General features: G+C 41.6%; 10 protein-coding genes and 1 pseudogene. 6 read left to right on the plus strand and 5 right to left on the minus strand.

The window, feature by feature from the left end; genetic code table 11:
- Window positions 1-9 precede the first annotated feature (9 nt).
- Window positions 10-1,359: a Na(+)-translocating NADH-quinone reductase subunit A gene (locus J5A55_RS12180; RefSeq protein WP_004381988.1), complete on the minus strand. Its 1,350-nt coding sequence runs from the start codon at window positions 1,357-1,359 to the stop codon at window positions 10-12.
- 136 nt (window positions 1,360-1,495) lie between these two features.
- Here J5A55_RS12180 and J5A55_RS12185 point away from each other — a divergent pair, with 136 nt between their 5' ends.
- Both J5A55_RS12185 and rpsA read left to right on the plus strand, forming a co-directional pair.
- Window positions 1,496-5,965 (plus strand): translocation/assembly module TamB domain-containing protein, encoded by a 4,470-nt coding sequence (locus tag J5A55_RS12185; RefSeq protein ID WP_039850872.1) that lies wholly within the window; start codon window positions 1,496-1,498, stop codon window positions 5,963-5,965.
- Between the two features lie 110 nt (window positions 5,966-6,075).
- On the plus strand, window positions 6,076-7,851 hold the full coding sequence (gene rpsA / locus J5A55_RS12190; RefSeq protein ID WP_004381985.1) for a 30S ribosomal protein S1: 1,776 nt from the start codon (window positions 6,076-6,078) through the stop codon (window positions 7,849-7,851).
- 581 nt (window positions 7,852-8,432) lie between these two features.
- Here the strand turns inward: rpsA and J5A55_RS12195 are convergent.
- Complete coding sequence (locus J5A55_RS12195; protein WP_004381983.1) at window positions 8,433-8,873, minus strand: hypothetical protein; 441 nt, start codon at window positions 8,871-8,873, stop codon at window positions 8,433-8,435.
- A 266-nt stretch (window positions 8,874-9,139) separates the two neighbouring features.
- Between J5A55_RS12195 and J5A55_RS12200 the strand changes: the two genes are divergently transcribed.
- A complete protein-coding gene (locus J5A55_RS12200; protein ID WP_004381981.1) occupies window positions 9,140-9,370 on the plus strand; it encodes a YecH family metal-binding protein in 231 nt (76 codons plus the stop codon).
- A gap of 49 nt (window positions 9,371-9,419) precedes the next feature.
- A complete protein-coding gene (locus J5A55_RS12205; RefSeq protein ID WP_004381979.1) occupies window positions 9,420-9,719 on the plus strand; it encodes a hypothetical protein in 300 nt (99 codons plus the stop codon).
- Window positions 9,720-10,137: 418 nt separating this feature from the next.
- Here J5A55_RS12205 and J5A55_RS12210 read toward each other — a convergent pair whose 3' ends face one another.
- Both J5A55_RS12210 and trxA read right to left on the minus strand, forming a co-directional pair.
- Window positions 10,138-10,497 (minus strand): MarR family winged helix-turn-helix transcriptional regulator, encoded by a 360-nt coding sequence (locus tag J5A55_RS12210; RefSeq protein WP_004381978.1) that lies wholly within the window; start codon window positions 10,495-10,497, stop codon window positions 10,138-10,140.
- 17 nt (window positions 10,498-10,514) lie between these two features.
- Window positions 10,515-11,036 (minus strand): thioredoxin, encoded by a 522-nt coding sequence (gene trxA, locus J5A55_RS12215; RefSeq protein ID WP_004381977.1) that lies wholly within the window; start codon window positions 11,034-11,036, stop codon window positions 10,515-10,517.
- 354 nt (window positions 11,037-11,390) lie between these two features.
- Between trxA and J5A55_RS12220 the strand changes: the two genes are divergently transcribed.
- Both J5A55_RS12220 and J5A55_RS12445 read left to right on the plus strand, forming a co-directional pair.
- Complete coding sequence (locus J5A55_RS12220; RefSeq protein WP_234396046.1) at window positions 11,391-12,590, plus strand: esterase; 1,200 nt, start codon at window positions 11,391-11,393, stop codon at window positions 12,588-12,590.
- A gap of 322 nt (window positions 12,591-12,912) precedes the next feature.
- A pseudogene (locus tag J5A55_RS12445) lies at window positions 12,913-13,098 on the plus strand (hypothetical protein); the annotation flags it as partial.
- A gap of 627 nt (window positions 13,099-13,725) precedes the next feature.
- Here J5A55_RS12445 and J5A55_RS12225 read toward each other — a convergent pair.
- On the minus strand, window positions 13,726-15,798 hold the full coding sequence (locus J5A55_RS12225) for a GDSL-type esterase/lipase family protein (RefSeq protein WP_004381972.1): 2,073 nt from the start codon (window positions 15,796-15,798) through the stop codon (window positions 13,726-13,728).
- Between the last annotated feature and the right edge of the window lie 337 nt (window positions 15,799-16,135).

Here is a 16,135-nt window from a genome sequence, read left to right on the forward strand (position 1 = left end):
TTTGACCCCCTATGCATTCTCTTTTCTAAGGATATCTAATCCCTCACGAACAATCTTCTGCAATGGTAATTTTGAACTATCAACAAACTCTGCAAGAGCGAAGTCTTCAGGACTTACTTCATAAATTCCTAATTCCTCTTGACGGTCAATATTACCAGAGATAATTGATTTAACGAGATATTCACCATATATATCCATGGGTAAAACCTTATCATACTCTCCGCTCATAATCATGTGCCGTTCACCACCTTTTATACGAGCATCAAGGTTATAGGTCTTCTTTCCCTGTAACCAAGTGAAGTAACTACGCGAGGTTGAGAAATCATTGAAACGGGGTAATATCCAGCCAAAGATTTCATTTACATCATCACCTTCTGGTATAACAGTAACCTCTGAAGTATGTGCACCAAGCACAGACTCGTCGTTAGCAATAACGCCAGTGAGAGGATTACCATTGAGGATACGAACGCTACAACCATCAACGATGTTGTCTGTAAGAATCTGCTTCAATGGAGTACCCACGAGGGCATCAACATAACCTGTCTGCTTTACCATACTACCTGCTATAGCAACACGACGAGTGAGGTTAACCTTACCTGTATTGAACAAGCGACCAAAGAAGATAACGGCTGTTGGGTCAACAGTCCATACCACTTCACCTTTATTGACTGGGTCGATATGATTTACCTGTACACCAACATTACCTGCTGGGCAAGGACCATCAAAAACTGTTACCTCTACGTCCTTTGCACTAATCAAAGCAGCAGCCGACTGCTTAGCACCAATACCCAAATAAACCTTTGCAATCTTGGCAAGAGCAGTCAAACCCGTCTGGAAGTCCTTCTCCTGACCATTCAACTCAAACTCGAAGTCGCCCTGCAAAGGTTTATCACGAAGTGCAGACACGAAGATTGCCTTTGGTTCTGTGTCTGGACGTGTAGCAATAGCATAAGGTAGCTGGTTGATATAACCAAACAATCCTGCCTGCAGCAATGAAGCCTTGACATCATCTGCGGATAAGCCCGCCACGTCCTTCACACCAAAGTCAGCATACTCTTGCTGCGCATCGGCAGCAATTTTCACACGCAACACCTTACGTCTTTCTCCACGTTCAATAGCTGTGACTGTACCACTCACAGGAGAAGCGAAGCTAACTTCAGTGCACCCTTTGTCAACAAATAAGGGGTCACCAGCTCGAACATGGTCACCTTCACGGACGGTCACCTTAGGTGTCAATCCTGGGAAATCATCAGGAACCAAAGCATATTCCGTAGGTGATTTCACAGACAACATCTGCTCCTGTGCACGTCCTGTAAGGTTAATGTCTAAGCCCTTTCGTAACTTAATTACATTTGCCATAACAATGATATAAATGCGATATTATCTTATTTCATTCATGAATATTGTGCAAATGTAGCAAAATTTAAGGACATTAGGAACATTTATATGTATTTATTTCAGCACGAAGTCTTTTTTTAGTAGTTTTGCAGACGCATTGAAGAAGCTTAGAACTACCTTCCGATGGATTATATGGACTTTAGTGGGTCTTTATATTACCTTGATCGTATTGTTGCACATACCAACGATACAAGCTTTTGTTGCACATAAGGTAGCTGACGCCGCTTCGACAAAATTAGGAACAGAAGTTCGCATTGGACGCATAAACTTAGGCATTCTCAACAGATTCATTCTTGATGATATTCTCATATATGATCAAAGTAAAAAGAAGATGATTTCAGCTTCTCGTATTGGTGCGAAAGTTGACATTCTACCCTTACTCCGTACTGGGGACATAAACATCTCATCTGCACAAATCTTTGGATTAGATGCTAACTTATACAAGACAAACAGAGATGCTAAGTCCAACTTCCAATTTGTCTTAGATTCTTTAGCTTCCAAAGACAATAGCAAGAAATCGCCATTGCACTTATCTATTAATAGTCTTGTCATTCGCAATGGTAAATTAAAATATGATGTATTCGATGCTCCGAAGACACCCAATAAGCTCAATATAAGCCATCTTGAATTAAGTAATATTTCTTCACATATTATCTTAAACAAACTAGATGACAATAATCTTTGGCTTCATCTTAAATCCTTATCATTTAGTGATGCTTCTGGAGCAACGGTTAAACAACTTGCTTTTGAAACGAAAGCAAACCAACAGCATGCTACTATTAAAGACTTTGATCTCACATTATCCAATAGTTATATAAGTTTTAAAAAGCTATCTACTAATTACAAATTAAAAGATAAAAAGCTTGTAGACAATAGCTTGAAATACGCTATAAAAGGATTCAAAGCAGAGATAACACCCACAGACTTCGCCCCTTTGTCAACCAACTTAAGGAATATCTACACCAGATATTCAATCATAGTAGAAGCAAATGGTACATATCGTAAACTTAGTATCAATCATCTGTCGATAAACAACAACGCACAATCAACACTATTGCATGCCAAAGGTTGGATTAATAATATTGGCAATAAGCCCAATTGGAAGTTCTTCCTTAATCCTGTAAAAGTCAACAATGAAACATTAAATATCATTGCGAAACTTGCACACCAAACACTACCATCGGCACTTAACAACCTTGGTGACCTTTATTATAAAGGTTCTATCTCCTCTATTCGGGGTAATCTCAATGCACATGGAATATTAAGGAGTAGTGCTGGAACAGCACAATTAACGACCAATATACATGGTAAGAATATCCGTGCTAAGGTAAACACATCTGACTTTAACATTGGACGAGTAATCGCCAACCCTGACTTTGGTACCATTAGTACAAACATCCTTATTGATGGTAAAGCAGACCTTTCGTATATCTTAGCTAAGGGTGATATTCATTCTTTCGGATATAAAGGATACAGCTATAAAAACATTCACCTTGATGGTTTATTCAGAAATGATGCTTTTATAGGAAAAATAGCAATCAATGATCCTAATGGGAAACTAGCAATCGAGGGTAAAGCCAATAATATTTTAGCCTTTATCAAAAAGAGAGAGAGACTGTCTGTAGATATATCTATCAATGCTCAAAGTGTCAATCTTTCTGCATTGCATTTAACCAACGCACTGGGAAACAGAACCTTCTCTTTCAGAAGTCATATTAAGGGAGCCGGATCGAACCTTGATAATATAATAGGTATGTTGGATGTCTCCCAAATCGCTATGGGTGGAGAGCAACAGAATATAAATTTAGACCATATCAATGTGGCAATGAACAACGGACTTCTTGCCAAATCAATAAAGGCAAAGACCGATTTCGGAGAGATTGATATTAATGGGCAATACGATTACCAAACACTTCCTCAGAGTATTCAAAGTGTATTAGGACATTACCTCCCGAGTATTGTCTATTCACATCCAAAATATTCTATAGCAAAAGGGAGAAATGCTTATACATTCTCACTAAGGCTTAACAACACACAATTAATCAATCAATTACTAAACACCACCATCGTTTCCCCCTATCCTATCACAGCTAATGGTATGATTAACGAGGGGCGGAATGAGATAAACTTATCTATTGGTGCAGCTAATGTTACATACGCAGGACAACTATTACAGAACTTGTCCATTAACCTCTCCACCCAGCCAGAAGGACTACACGCTCGACTTTGTGGAGAAAGAAAGGGAACTAAAGGACCTCATATAACGGTCAATGCAGAGGGACTCATTAAAAACAATACGATCAATTCCGACATTAAATTTCAAATACCAGGTCATACGATAATGCACGGGAATATCAGTAGTTTTACTGCTTTTTCACGTCATAATGGTGATTTGGAGACACAATTACATTTCAATCCGTCTGAGATTAACATTGATACTATCACATTAAGTGTATTACCATCCGACTTATCTTATCGTAAAAACAACCTCAATATCAGTCATTTCGAGGTATCCAATCGCAATCAACACATTATTGTGAATGGTGTTACTTCAGGTAGTATGAATGATTCTATCATCGTAAAGTTCAAGGAAATTGATGTACCATATATTCTCGATCTCGTTAACTTCCATAGTGTTAGTTTTGCTGGTATCGCATCAGGAACAGCATCTATCAAATCTTTCTTCCATCAACCAAAGATGGAAGCGAACCTTGAAGTACATAACTTTAAGTTTGAGGATGGAGACATGGGGATCCTCTATGCTAATGCAAATTACGACAAGGAGGGTAAGATTGGGATTGATGCACACGCCGACACAAACGATGGGGCTATAACTGATATCAAGGGGTATGTAGACATAAAGAACAGTTATATCAACCTTCCTATTTATGCACATAACACTCATCTATCATTCCTCAAGACTTTTTGTAACTCTTTCATGGACAAGATAAAACTTAGAGCTAACGGATGGTGTAAGGTTGTTGGACCTCTAAGTGACGTAAATCTTGAGGGAGACATGGAGGCTTATGGCAATGTTTATATCAAGCCAACAGGAACGACCTACGATTTAACGCATGGGCATGTGCGTATCATTCCAAACGAGATTATCTTTGCCAATGACACAATTACAGATTCCTATGGGCATCTTGGTATTGTAACAGGAGGATTACACCACAATAGCTTGCGACACCTCACGTATGATATAAATATCGAAGCACAGAACCTTCTCTCTTATAACTTCCCTAAACATCTGGGACAGGAATCGTTCTGGGGAGTGGTATACGCCACTGGCAATTGTCATATTAAGGGGGCTCCAGGTACAACGACATTGGATGTTGAATTGAAACCTTGTAAGAATACATTTATTACTTACAATGCGGTATCAACCAATGAAGCTGGAACGAACAACTTTATCCATTGGGTGAACATCCCGAAAGATAGTACACAAAAAGAGAATGTAGAGACTAAGGAGACACCATCAATGGCTAAGACGACCTCTTCAGGACATCCAATAATCAACTCCGAACTTGCTAACATATCAAGTGACTTGCGTATGAACTTCATCTTAAAGACCAATCCTAACCTAACATTAGGTGTCTTAATGGATGAAGCAACAGGTGATAATATCAAACTCAACGGCTCTGGTATCATCCGTGCGACCTATTATAATAAAGGAGCATTCCAACTCTTTGGCAATTACAATGTAAACTACGGGCAATATAACCTCACTATACAGAACATCATTAAGAAGCAGTTTACATTCCAACAAGGCTCTACTATTGCATTTGGGGGTGACCCTTTCAATGCAGCATTGGATCTAAAGGGAGTCTACACTATCAACTCCGTACCATTGAGTGACCTTGGACTTGGCAATTCTTTTAGTTCTAACAACACAAAGGTCAATTGTTTATTAGATATAAAAGGTACACCAGCTTCGCCTACAGTTACCTTTGGGCTCGACCTCCCCAGTCTCTCTTCTGATGCACAGCAAATGGTTCGATCTGTATTAAATTCGGAACAAGAACTTAACCAGCAGGTGCTTTATCTACTTGCTGTAGGACGCTTTTATCCGCAGAGTAACAATAACAGTACAGCACAAGGGAATAGAGCTCCAAGTGGGACTTCACTCGCTATGCAGAGCCTCTTATCGGGAACAATATCTCAACAGATTAACACTGTGTTGTCAAATGTAATCAACACGAATAACTGGAACTTCGGTGCTAATATTGCCACAGGTAACGAAGGATTCGATAATGCTGAATACGAAGGAACTTTATCTGGTAGCATACTCAATAATCGACTTTTATTCAATGGGCAATTCGGTTATCGTGATAATGTAGCGAAGAACAGCTCTTCTTTCATTGGTGATTTTGACATCCGTTATCTCTTATCACCAAACGGAAATTTCGCTTTCAGAGTTTATAATCAAACGAATGATCGCTATTTTACTCGCAACTCACTTACAACACAGGGAATAGGACTTATCCTGAAAAAAGACTTCAATAAGTTAAGTGATATTTGGAAGAAGAAGAGGAAAAAGGTAAAAAAAGGCAATCAAAAACGTTGATATACAGAATATTATTAGTATCTTTGCACCCGATTTGGGCGTACTCAGCCCATTCGTACAAGGTAATATAAAGTCAAACTTTATTAATTAAATTATTTTTTAAACACTTTATGACAAATTACAAAGACGTCCAGAATGTACAGCCTTTAGCTGACTTTAACTGGGATGAGTTCGAAAACGGTACACAAACCGAAGCTAGTAAGGATGACCTTGCAAAGGCTTACAACGAAACACTCAACAAGATCCAGGAACACCAAGTAGTTGAAGGTACTGTTATTTCAGCTGACAAGAAGGAAGTAGTTGTTAACATCGGCTACAAGAGCGATGGTATTATCCCTGCTTCTGAATTCCGTTACAACCCAGATCTCAAGCCTGGTGACAAGGTTGAGGTTTATGTAGAGAGCCAAGAAGACAAGCGTGGTCAACTCGTTCTCTCTCATAAAAAAGCTCGTCTCCAGAAGAGCTGGGAGAATATCAACAAGGCTTTGGAGAACGATGAGGTTATCCAAGGTTACATCAAGAGCCGCACTAAGGGTGGTATGATTGTTGACGTATTCGGTATTGAGGCATTCCTTCCTGGTAGCCAGATTGACGTTCATCCTATACGTGACTACGATGTATTCGTTGGTAAGACAATGGAGTTCAAGGTCGTTAAGATCAACCAAGAGTTCCGTAACGTAGTCGTATCACACAAGGCACTTATTGAGGCAGAACTTGAAGCACAACGCAAGGAGATTATCTCTCACTTGGAGAAAGGTCAGATCCTCGAGGGTACTGTTAAGAACATCACTTCTTATGGCGTATTCGTTGACCTCGGTGGTGTTGACGGACTCGTACACATCACAGACCTATCTTGGGGTCGCGTAAGTGATCCTCATGAGGTTGTTGCTCTCGACCAGAAGATCAACGTTGTTATCCTCGACTTCGATGAAGAGAAGAAGCGTATTGCTCTCGGTTTGAAGCAACTCACTCCACATCCTTGGGATTCACTCGATCCTAACCTCAAAGTTGGCGACCACGTTAAGGGTAAGGTTGTCGTTATGGCAGACTATGGTGCATTCGTAGAAATTCAGCCAGGTGTAGAGGGATTGATCCACGTCTCAGAAATGAGTTGGAGTCAGCACCTACGTTCTGCACAGGAGTTCATGAAGGTTGGTGATGAGGTTGAGGCAGTTATCCTTACACTCGACCGCGAGGAGCGCAAGATGTCTCTCGGTATCAAGCAGCTCAAAGAAGACCCATGGGAGACCATCGAGGTTAAGTACCCTGTAGGTTCTAAGCACACAGCAAAGGTTCGTAACTTCACTAACTTTGGTATCTTCGTAGAGTTAGAGGAAGGTGTTGATGGTTTGATTCACATCAGCGATCTCTCTTGGACTAAGAAGGTTAAGCACCCATCAGAGTTTACAACTCAAGGTGCAGATATTGATGTTGTTGTTCTCGAAATAGATAAGGAGAATCGTCGTTTGAGCCTCGGTCACAAGCAGTTAGAGACTAATCCTTGGGATGAATACGAGAAGATCTACACTCCAGGTACTATCCACGAAGGTAAGATTACCGAGTCTATGGATAAGGGTGCAGTGATTACTCTTACAGAAGGTGGCGAAGGTTTCGCAACACCAAAGCACCTTGTTAAGCAGGATGGCACACAGGCTCAGCTTGGTGAGGTTCTCCCATTCATGGTAATCGAGTTTGTTAAGGACACAAAGCGTATTATCCTTTCTCACTCTCGTACATTCGAAGAGGTTAAGGAAGAGCCACGTCGTCAACGCGCACCAAAGGCACAGAAGGATGCAACTGGCATTAACAATGTAGCTGCTAGCACCTCTCTCGGCGATCTTGACGTACTTGCTGATTTGAAGAAGAAGATGGAAGAGGGTAAGTAATTACTACTTGCACATCTGATAAATATGAGGTATCAGGCTGTAAAGCCTGATACCTTTTTTGTTTCTAAAGTGTTAGCACCATATCAATTAGGTGTTAGTATGATATCAAGTAAGCGCCTGTAACCATGCAAAACACCATCTATTCCTACATAACCAACAAACGCAAATAAAGAAATTCAATCCTAAAACCATTCTTTTCATCCAACACTATAGATTATAGGATTGATAAACTCTTTTGTAATTTACTTGAGATAAAGTATTTTCATAGTATTGATAGAAGATGAAGTAAATATTGAGAGGTGCATTCTATTATACTTTCTACAATGTTACACAGGTTCCTTACTTTCCCTAAATATGCAAGTTATATTTTAATCATGGTTACTGTCAGTTTTAACGTTTCGCTTAATTTGCTGGTTATTAATGAATTATACATAGCAAAAGGATGACAGAAGTGACAGGAAAATGAAAACTGATGATTTTCAGTTAACCTTCATATCAATCTATCATCCTTTACTCTTGTCTTCTTTCTACACTTAAGCAAGCATTAAGAGAGAAGTTTTCTGTAAATAAAAATACTACATTTACTTTACTTTGTACCCCTCATATTTCCTATTAACAATGAGGATAAAGAACGGTTGTGTAGAATAACTCTGTTTTGCGCCTTGCTTTAAATCATAAGTTAAAAGCAACTCCTTGTTGCCAACCTCCGTGAGAGAAATAGGACGAAGATCAGTCTTTAGATTCGTAACAGGTAGGATGTAAGCCACTACAAAGCTTTTCTTAAAATCAATGTGGGTAGGCTGACCACCCTTCCCCATATATGCTGCTTCACCAAATTGCTTTTCAAACTCAGTTTGAGAAGTAATTTTTTTGATGATAGGTTTCGTTTCGTCACCAATATGAAAGTAATTTCTCGCCTCTACAAAAGCTACAGGATTACCAGTATTAGACGTCTTCTTACTTGTTACACATGATGATAACAACATTAATGCAACACTAAAAACAATTAAAAGTCTCTTCATCTCTTAAAATCAAAATCATTTAATTATTAAAAATAAATATCCTCCTCATATCGTCCTAAAGCCTATCACAATCCCTGTAACACAACTGACAGAATGCCATAATAAGCTATCTATCATCACAAAAGTAACCACTTTATCGCTAAAAAAGTACACTTTTGCCCTTAAAAGAGGTTAATACTCTTAATGGCATAACCTTTGTTAGTACATATAACGTACAAAGATTCTTTCTTTGACAAATATTATAAACATATCAAACTATCAATAATATGGCACATGGACATGATGTTCTCCACATGATGGAGGGCAATAGTTACAAAACAAAAGAGGATTTAGTAAAAGCAATCATTGAGCACTTCGGATCAGAGGAGGAGTTTCACACCTGCTCTCGAGAGGGCATGAATGCAACAGAATTAGTTGATTTCCTCACAAAAAAAGGCAAATTTATACCTGCAACTGACGGATTCACAGTGGATACAACAAAGATTTGTAATCACTAAACAAAGGTCTTTTAATTAATAATCAAGCATTTAATAAAAACAAAGAAACATGATAAAGATATATGGAATGAGCACTTGTCCGGACTGCACAGCCGTTGACAAGCATGTAAAAGGAGACGATCGCTATGAAGTGATAGACATTGGCGCACACGTAAGAAACCTCAAGGAATTCCTCCGTCTACGTGACAATAGCCCTGTTTTCGACGATGCGAAGAAGCATGGCTACGCTGGTATTCCTTGTTTCCTACTTGAAGATGGCACCGTGACGCTATCTCCCGAGGAGGCCGGTATCCATCTTGATGATGCACCCGCAGCAGCTTCTTGCCGTTTGGATGGCTCTGGCTGCTAAGCGAAAAGCTCTTTTCAACAAAAGTAATATATAATGAGAGGAGACATAGCCACAGTTACCTGTGATTATGCCTCCCCTTGACTGTCGACAGACAGTCTAACGTGTCTCTCTTGAACAATAATTAATCTAATCTTAATAAACCAATTCCTCTATTGTAACAATCACTATTTATTTAATCAAAGAAGATGGGAACAGTTGCATATTACTACTTATCTCTAACCTTCTCAATCCTCCTTTTGCAAAGATACTACAAATAATTGATAGTCATTGTCATAGTTTCAGAAAGATAGAAGAGCTTCCCTTACTTTTTGATATACGTCAATCATTCGACAATAAAAGCTATCGTTTAATAGATAAAATACCCTTGCTTAAATAGAACTGCCACCATTTTACCACTTTAAAAGAACCTATCAAGCAACTACTCGATAAGTCCTTTCAATCCTTCAGGAACCACAATCGAATCGCAATGTATCTGTGCCAACTTCTCTAAACCATGTTTGGTAATGTGGAATCGTTGGCACCGTCCATCCTCCGAGCAGGCTCGGCGACGAATCAACGAGCATCGCTCAAGTGCTGCAATCACCTTCGAAGCATTCGAACGAGTCATCTCCAGCTCATCAGCAATCTCACTTGCTAACATGGGATCATCGTGTTCGGAGAGCAAACAAAGCAGTGCAGCCTCATTGATGTTCAGCCCTACTCGCTGCTGCAAGTCAGTTTCGAAGACGGTTACAACACGTGATATATCACGGATCTTACGAATACATTCACTATTCATTAGCCCCTTCTATACCCTTACTTCAGTAAGGTTGACTTGATAGCTTCCTCAAACTGTGGCTTATTCATTGCTCCCGTCTGCATTGTGGGCTTACCTTCTTTAGGGATAAAGAGCAATGATGGGATTGAACGAATGCCAAAGAGAGAAGCCAATTCAGGCTGTTTATCGACATCAACCTTATATACGTCGATCTTACCGGCATAGTCTCCTGCTATCTCTTCAAGCACTGGAGCCGTTGCTTTACAGGGTCCGCACCATGTCGCATAGAAGTCTACTATGACGGGCTTGTCACCCTTGAAAACCCAAGACTGTGGGTTCTTCTCATAGTCCATCACCTTCTCTTTAAACATCTCAGCGGTCATTTCAGTTACATTCATTTCTGTTTCCTTTCCTTCGTTATGGTTATTTGTATTTGTTTGTTCCGTTGTCTTCCCCCCAGTTGTACCATTATCAGCACCATTGGCAGGCTTACTATTTGCAGTGCATGCCGTCATTCCTAATAGCATGAAGGCTAATGCAAGGGTCGATTTACGCTTCATATTCTTTTAATATTACCTATTTTTATTATTACTTAAAGGTTTCGAGCATCCTTAAAGAATTACTCTTTTAATATTGTTTCCTATGGAAAACGGTGCAAATATACGTACTTTTACCGACACAACCAAATTTCCAATGGAAATTATTAAGTATTAACAATATCGCACGTGAGACTTATTTTTGTTAAAATCGGCTCTCTTCTTCACTCCTGCCTACAAACTCCTGACGTACTAGCCATTATTTTTTGTACCTTTGTAAACAATCAATCGTATTTATAATGGGCTGTATATCTGACCCAGAAGAGGGTCTTTAGAAGCTGAGATAACAAATTATCAATCATAAAAAACATCACTGGTATGAGAAAAATTATCTTATCCCTTGCCTGCACAATGGCTGCTGCAACGGGATTCGCACAGCAAGCGCTCGATTGGAACAAGGCTCCTCTGGCATCGCCAGTGGTAAATGCTGACAACTCCGTAACCTTTAATGTCGCTGCTCCCGAGGCTCAAAAGGTGGAGATTGTGGGCGATTTTCTCCCTATAGAGAAGGTGAAGACTGATCAAGGAGAATCTGAACACCAAGGTCCACAAGCCTTGAGAAAGAATGAAAAGGGCGTGTGGTCATTCACTTCTGCACCCCTCCAACCAGAACTCTACATGTATAATATCCTCGTTGATGGCGTCAAGGTGACCGATCCACTCAATGTTTATGCAATCCGAGATGTCTCTAGTACCTTCAGTATCTTTATGGTTAAGGGAGGTGTTGACGGCTTATATCAGGTGCAGAATGTACCTCATGGCACCGTTTCAAAGACTTGGTATAAGAGTCCAACGGCTAATATGACACGCCGCCTAACCATCTATACGCCTGCAGGATACGAACAGAGTAAGGAGAAATATCCCGTTCTTTACCTCTTACACGGTATGGGTGGCGATGAAAATGCGTGGTCGGAACTAGGTCGGGCAACGCAGATTATGGATAATCTCATTGCTTCCGGCAAGGCGAAACCAATGATTGTTGTGATGCCAAATGGCAACATTTCGCAGGAAGCAGCACCCGGTGAATCTTCCGAAGGACTGAAGATTCCATCCATGCAACTGCCTAAGACGATGGATGGAAACTTTGAAACTGCCTTCCAAGATGTGGTTAATTTCGTTGAACAAAACTATCGAGTAAAGGCGGACAAGGCGCACCGGGCAATCGCAGGTTTATCAATGGGAGGATTCCACTCATTGTACATCTCCATCAATAACCCCAGTTCCTTCGATTACATCGGACTGTTTTCTGCAGCCATTAAACCTCGTCAGAAAGAGGTCTCATCACCGATATACAAGGATCCAGAAAGCAAGGTTGACAACCTCTTCAAGCACTCTCCTAAGCTCCTTTGGATAGGTATCGGCAACACCGACTTCCTATATAAAGAGAATGCAGACTTACGTCATTACCTTGATTCCAAGCATCATCCTTACACCTACCTCGAGACCAATGGCGGTCATATTTGGCGTAACTGGCGCATCTATCTAACCACCTTTGCGCAGAAGTTGTTTAAGGAGTAGAGGTGAGGGAACCCGAAAAAGGAACGAAGGAGAGTTTTCAAAGTAGGGACAGACGCCTTTGGATGGAATTCCATCCCAGCCTCTCTCAAGGGGGAGGAGTGCTTAGCAGAAATTAGTTAGGATGTTTTTTCTTACCCAATGAAGCCACAAAGTAGGGACAGACGCCCTCGTCTGTCCGCAAAACAACGTGATTTTACGACAGAATGATTAAGGATATATTGTTGTAATGACATCTTCCTTGTTGTCTCAATATTCTATTTGTGCGGACAGACGAGGGCGTCTGTCCCTACTTTAAAGATGTTATAAGGAAGATACTCCCACCTTCACTATCAATCCTTATAAGGCTGATGGCTTCTATCAACGGAGCGTTCTTGATGCTCTTCCAGCTGTAGAGGAAACGCAATGGGTACGCCATGTTCGTTTCCAAAAGCCGCTTAAGATTATAATGGATGGTAAACGACAAGAGGGTGTGGTGGTGCTTCCTGAAACCCCACCCAGCCCCCTCTAAAGATGGAAGACATAGCAACAAGTAGGGACAGACGCCCTCGTCTGTCCGCCAGAACGCAGCTAATAAAAGCCTCCCCCACCCCCTCTGAGGGAGGGTCTGTTGCCTGATGGGATGCCACAAAGGAATGAAAAAGCGGACAGACGAGGGCGTCTGTCCCTACTTTGAAGCCTCTCCCCCAAACCATTCTCCGAATGGAATAACCCCTCCCAGCCTCCCCCAAGGGGAGGAGTGCCTAGCGGGAGCAGGTTAGGAAAAGGTATCCTTAAAACAAAGGGGGCGTTTCCTTGATGTGAAGAAAGCCTCTCTTCACTATGAAGAAACGCCCTCGTCAAATGAAGAAGAGGCTTTCTTGAATTATGCGATGGCATCAGATCCAGTACACGCCCATGATCCTTTAGGAACTCTGTATTCCCATTAAGTTCTGTTCATTATATTCCTTCCGTGATAAAAATGCGTTCCACCAAGTTCTATTCATGATACACTTCCTATCTAATACCCTGTTACTAATCCCCCTGTTAATATGTTACTCTGTCGTTAAAACACATTTCTTCTGTCGAAAGGATCCGTTACCAGCACCTCTGTTAATATGTTACTCTATCTTAACTATCCCCTACTATGTACTCTATCCTAATGTTCCTCTATTTCAAATGTGCTGCACGGTAACCCCTTATCATTAACTAAGTTGGCACGAGTAAAGGGCTGCCAAGCATAACGAACACTAACAGGATGAGGCACTGAAGGCGCACTGGTCACACGCACCTGATTGCTATTCTCTATCGTTGCTTGCGCTTCATAATAGATGCCATCAGCACCTGCTAATTCAAAACCAATCAATCGGTTATCCGCGGCGTGGAGCCCTTTTGCATTCGAGAAGGTCAATAACAACCCTCCATCAACAGGCTCCACTCGCTCTATGACAGGACCCTCGGACGTGATATTTCGCCCATAACTATGGTGCAAAGCCTGCATTGCCAATCGCTCACCAACGGGTTTCTTATTCGTGTAATGCACATCGAGTGAATCGCTCAAGTCGCTCGTTACCACCATCCAAGTGTGCTCTAATTGTGATGCCATACGCCTTTGTGAATCGCGAAAACGCGGCCAAGAACGACGGTTCAGACTAGATAATTGTACGAAATAAAAGGGTAGATTCGATTGGTGGAAGAAGTTACGCCAACTCTTCTCAAGCAATGGGAAGAGGCGTTCATGCAGTTCGATATTATGCGCATTCGACTCTCCTTGATACCATACAATACCTTTCACCGCATAACCCGACAATGGCGTCATGCCCGTTTCGTACATATATGCAGGCGAATAAGGGTGCTGCTGCAAAGGATTCGTGCTGTTGGCGACATTCAGCAAGGCACGTTCTCGCGCCCACTTCATACCGAAGTCGCCATGAAACCAGTTGCGCAAGATGGCTGGGAAAGCCCTTTCGAGCGTCGATCGGTCGATCCATGACTCGGTGGTAGTGCCTCCCACAGCATTACAAATCAGTCCGATGGGCACTTGCAGGCTATCCGCTAAGGTCTTACCGAAGTGATATGCCACCGCAGAGAAGCCCGACAACGACTCGTGCGAGCAGTTTTTCCAGGGTCCAACACGCAGGAGTTGATGCCGATTCACCGAATCGCACGCTGCTAAAGACCAACTCTTTGCATCCGTCGGATAGCGTGTTGGCATATTAAAAAGGTGGATCAACGATTGTTGATCAGCCTCCGCCAAGTCTTGCTCACGACTTTGTACGGCAGAAACGGGCAATTCCATGTTCGATTGACCCGAACACAACCACACCTCACCAACGTATATATCCCTCAAAATCAGCTTCTCTTTCCCTGCAATTATCACCGCTTTATAAGGTCCGCCAGCCTCATGAGCAGGGAAGCGAATGCTCCATGTGCCGTCTGTAGCCGCTGTCGTTGACTGGTTCTGACCATCGAAAGTGACCTTGACAACGCTCCCCACATTGGCAAGACCACGGAAGCTGATAGGCGCATGACGCTGCATTACCATCCCATCGGTATAGAGTGGCGCAAGAGAAAGACCTCCATAATTACCCGTCAGAGCCTTATAAACGGTTTCGGCAATGATCTTTGCGCCCTCAGCATTGGGGTGGAGCGCATCGGAAAAGAGGTCGGGACGACTGTGAAGAGGCGTATAGAGGTCGATTAACGGGAGGTTCTCTGCCACTGCCACTTGCTTGATATGCTGCTGGATAAGCGTGTGCCAGTCCCTTGTTCCACTCTCAAAGCGAGGGTGACGTTCGAAGATAGGCGACATCAAGCATATCCATATCTGTGCTTTCGGGTTCACTCTGCGGAACGAGTTGACGAGTTTTATATAGTCAGCATTGAACTCCTCGGCGTATTCCGACCAATTACGCGGGTCCGTGTCATTGAGTCCTAAGTGGATAATAACCCTATCTGCCTTGAAAGCCAACGCCTCCTTATACTCCTGCTGGTCGATATATGGACGGTGACCGTGGCTCAAAAGCGTACTACCAGAGTGTCCGAAATTACGCACATCATACTTATTTCCTAACATCCTCTGCAACTGCACAGGGTAACAATCCGCCTCCCTGTTGGTCAAACCATAGCCCCATGTAACGCTGTTACCCACACATGCCACCTTAATGCAACCGTCAGCAAAAGCCAAGACAGCCGTCAAGAGCACTATTAATAATATAGCAAGTCTTCGCATAATAGATTCTTCTAAGTGAGTAGATCGGCGTCTCCTCACCTTGTTTTAATTATATCAGAACATCTGCGAAGTTAATTATTTTCTTATTAAACAGCAAGAGAAAGTGTCATTAAATAGCATTATTAGCATTGTAACTTACCTGAAATTATGTACCTTTATGGTAGCAACAACAACTATTTCATCGTCAGTATATAAGTCGGAGAAGTTGTGTTTTGCTCGAAAATATGTACCTTTATGGTAGCAATAACAACACGATAATGAGGAATAAGCCCGCAAAAGACTCAAGAAGATTGTATCTTTCAGATAATCAACAGGGGTAGAAATGAATAAAGGATAA

This window comes from Prevotella veroralis, assembly GCF_018127765.1.
Classification (GTDB): domain Bacteria; phylum Bacteroidota; class Bacteroidia; order Bacteroidales; family Bacteroidaceae; genus Prevotella; species Prevotella veroralis.

What these genes read in the sequence shown, in the direction of transcription:
- J5A55_RS12180 (WP_004381988.1), bottom strand. Translation starts at nt 1,359, where the DNA reads ATGGCAAATGTAATTAAGTTACGAAAGGGCTTAGACATTAACCTTACA.
- rpsA (WP_004381985.1), top strand. Translation starts at nt 6,076, where the DNA reads ATGACAAATTACAAAGACGTCCAGAATGTACAGCCTTTAGCTGACTTT.
- J5A55_RS12195 (WP_004381983.1), bottom strand. Translation starts at nt 8,873, where the DNA reads ATGAAGAGACTTTTAATTGTTTTTAGTGTTGCATTAATGTTGTTATCA.
- J5A55_RS12200 (WP_004381981.1), top strand. Translation starts at nt 9,140, where the DNA reads ATGGCACATGGACATGATGTTCTCCACATGATGGAGGGCAATAGTTAC.
- J5A55_RS12205 (WP_004381979.1), top strand. Translation starts at nt 9,420, where the DNA reads ATGATAAAGATATATGGAATGAGCACTTGTCCGGACTGCACAGCCGTT.
- J5A55_RS12210 (WP_004381978.1), bottom strand. Translation starts at nt 10,497, where the DNA reads ATGAATAGTGAATGTATTCGTAAGATCCGTGATATATCACGTGTTGTA.
- trxA (WP_004381977.1), bottom strand. Translation starts at nt 11,036, where the DNA reads ATGAAGCGTAAATCGACCCTTGCATTAGCCTTCATGCTATTAGGAATG.
- J5A55_RS12220 (WP_234396046.1), top strand. Translation starts at nt 11,391, where the DNA reads ATGAGAAAAATTATCTTATCCCTTGCCTGCACAATGGCTGCTGCAACG.
- J5A55_RS12225 (WP_004381972.1), bottom strand. Translation starts at nt 15,798, where the DNA reads ATGCGAAGACTTGCTATATTATTAATAGTGCTCTTGACGGCTGTCTTG.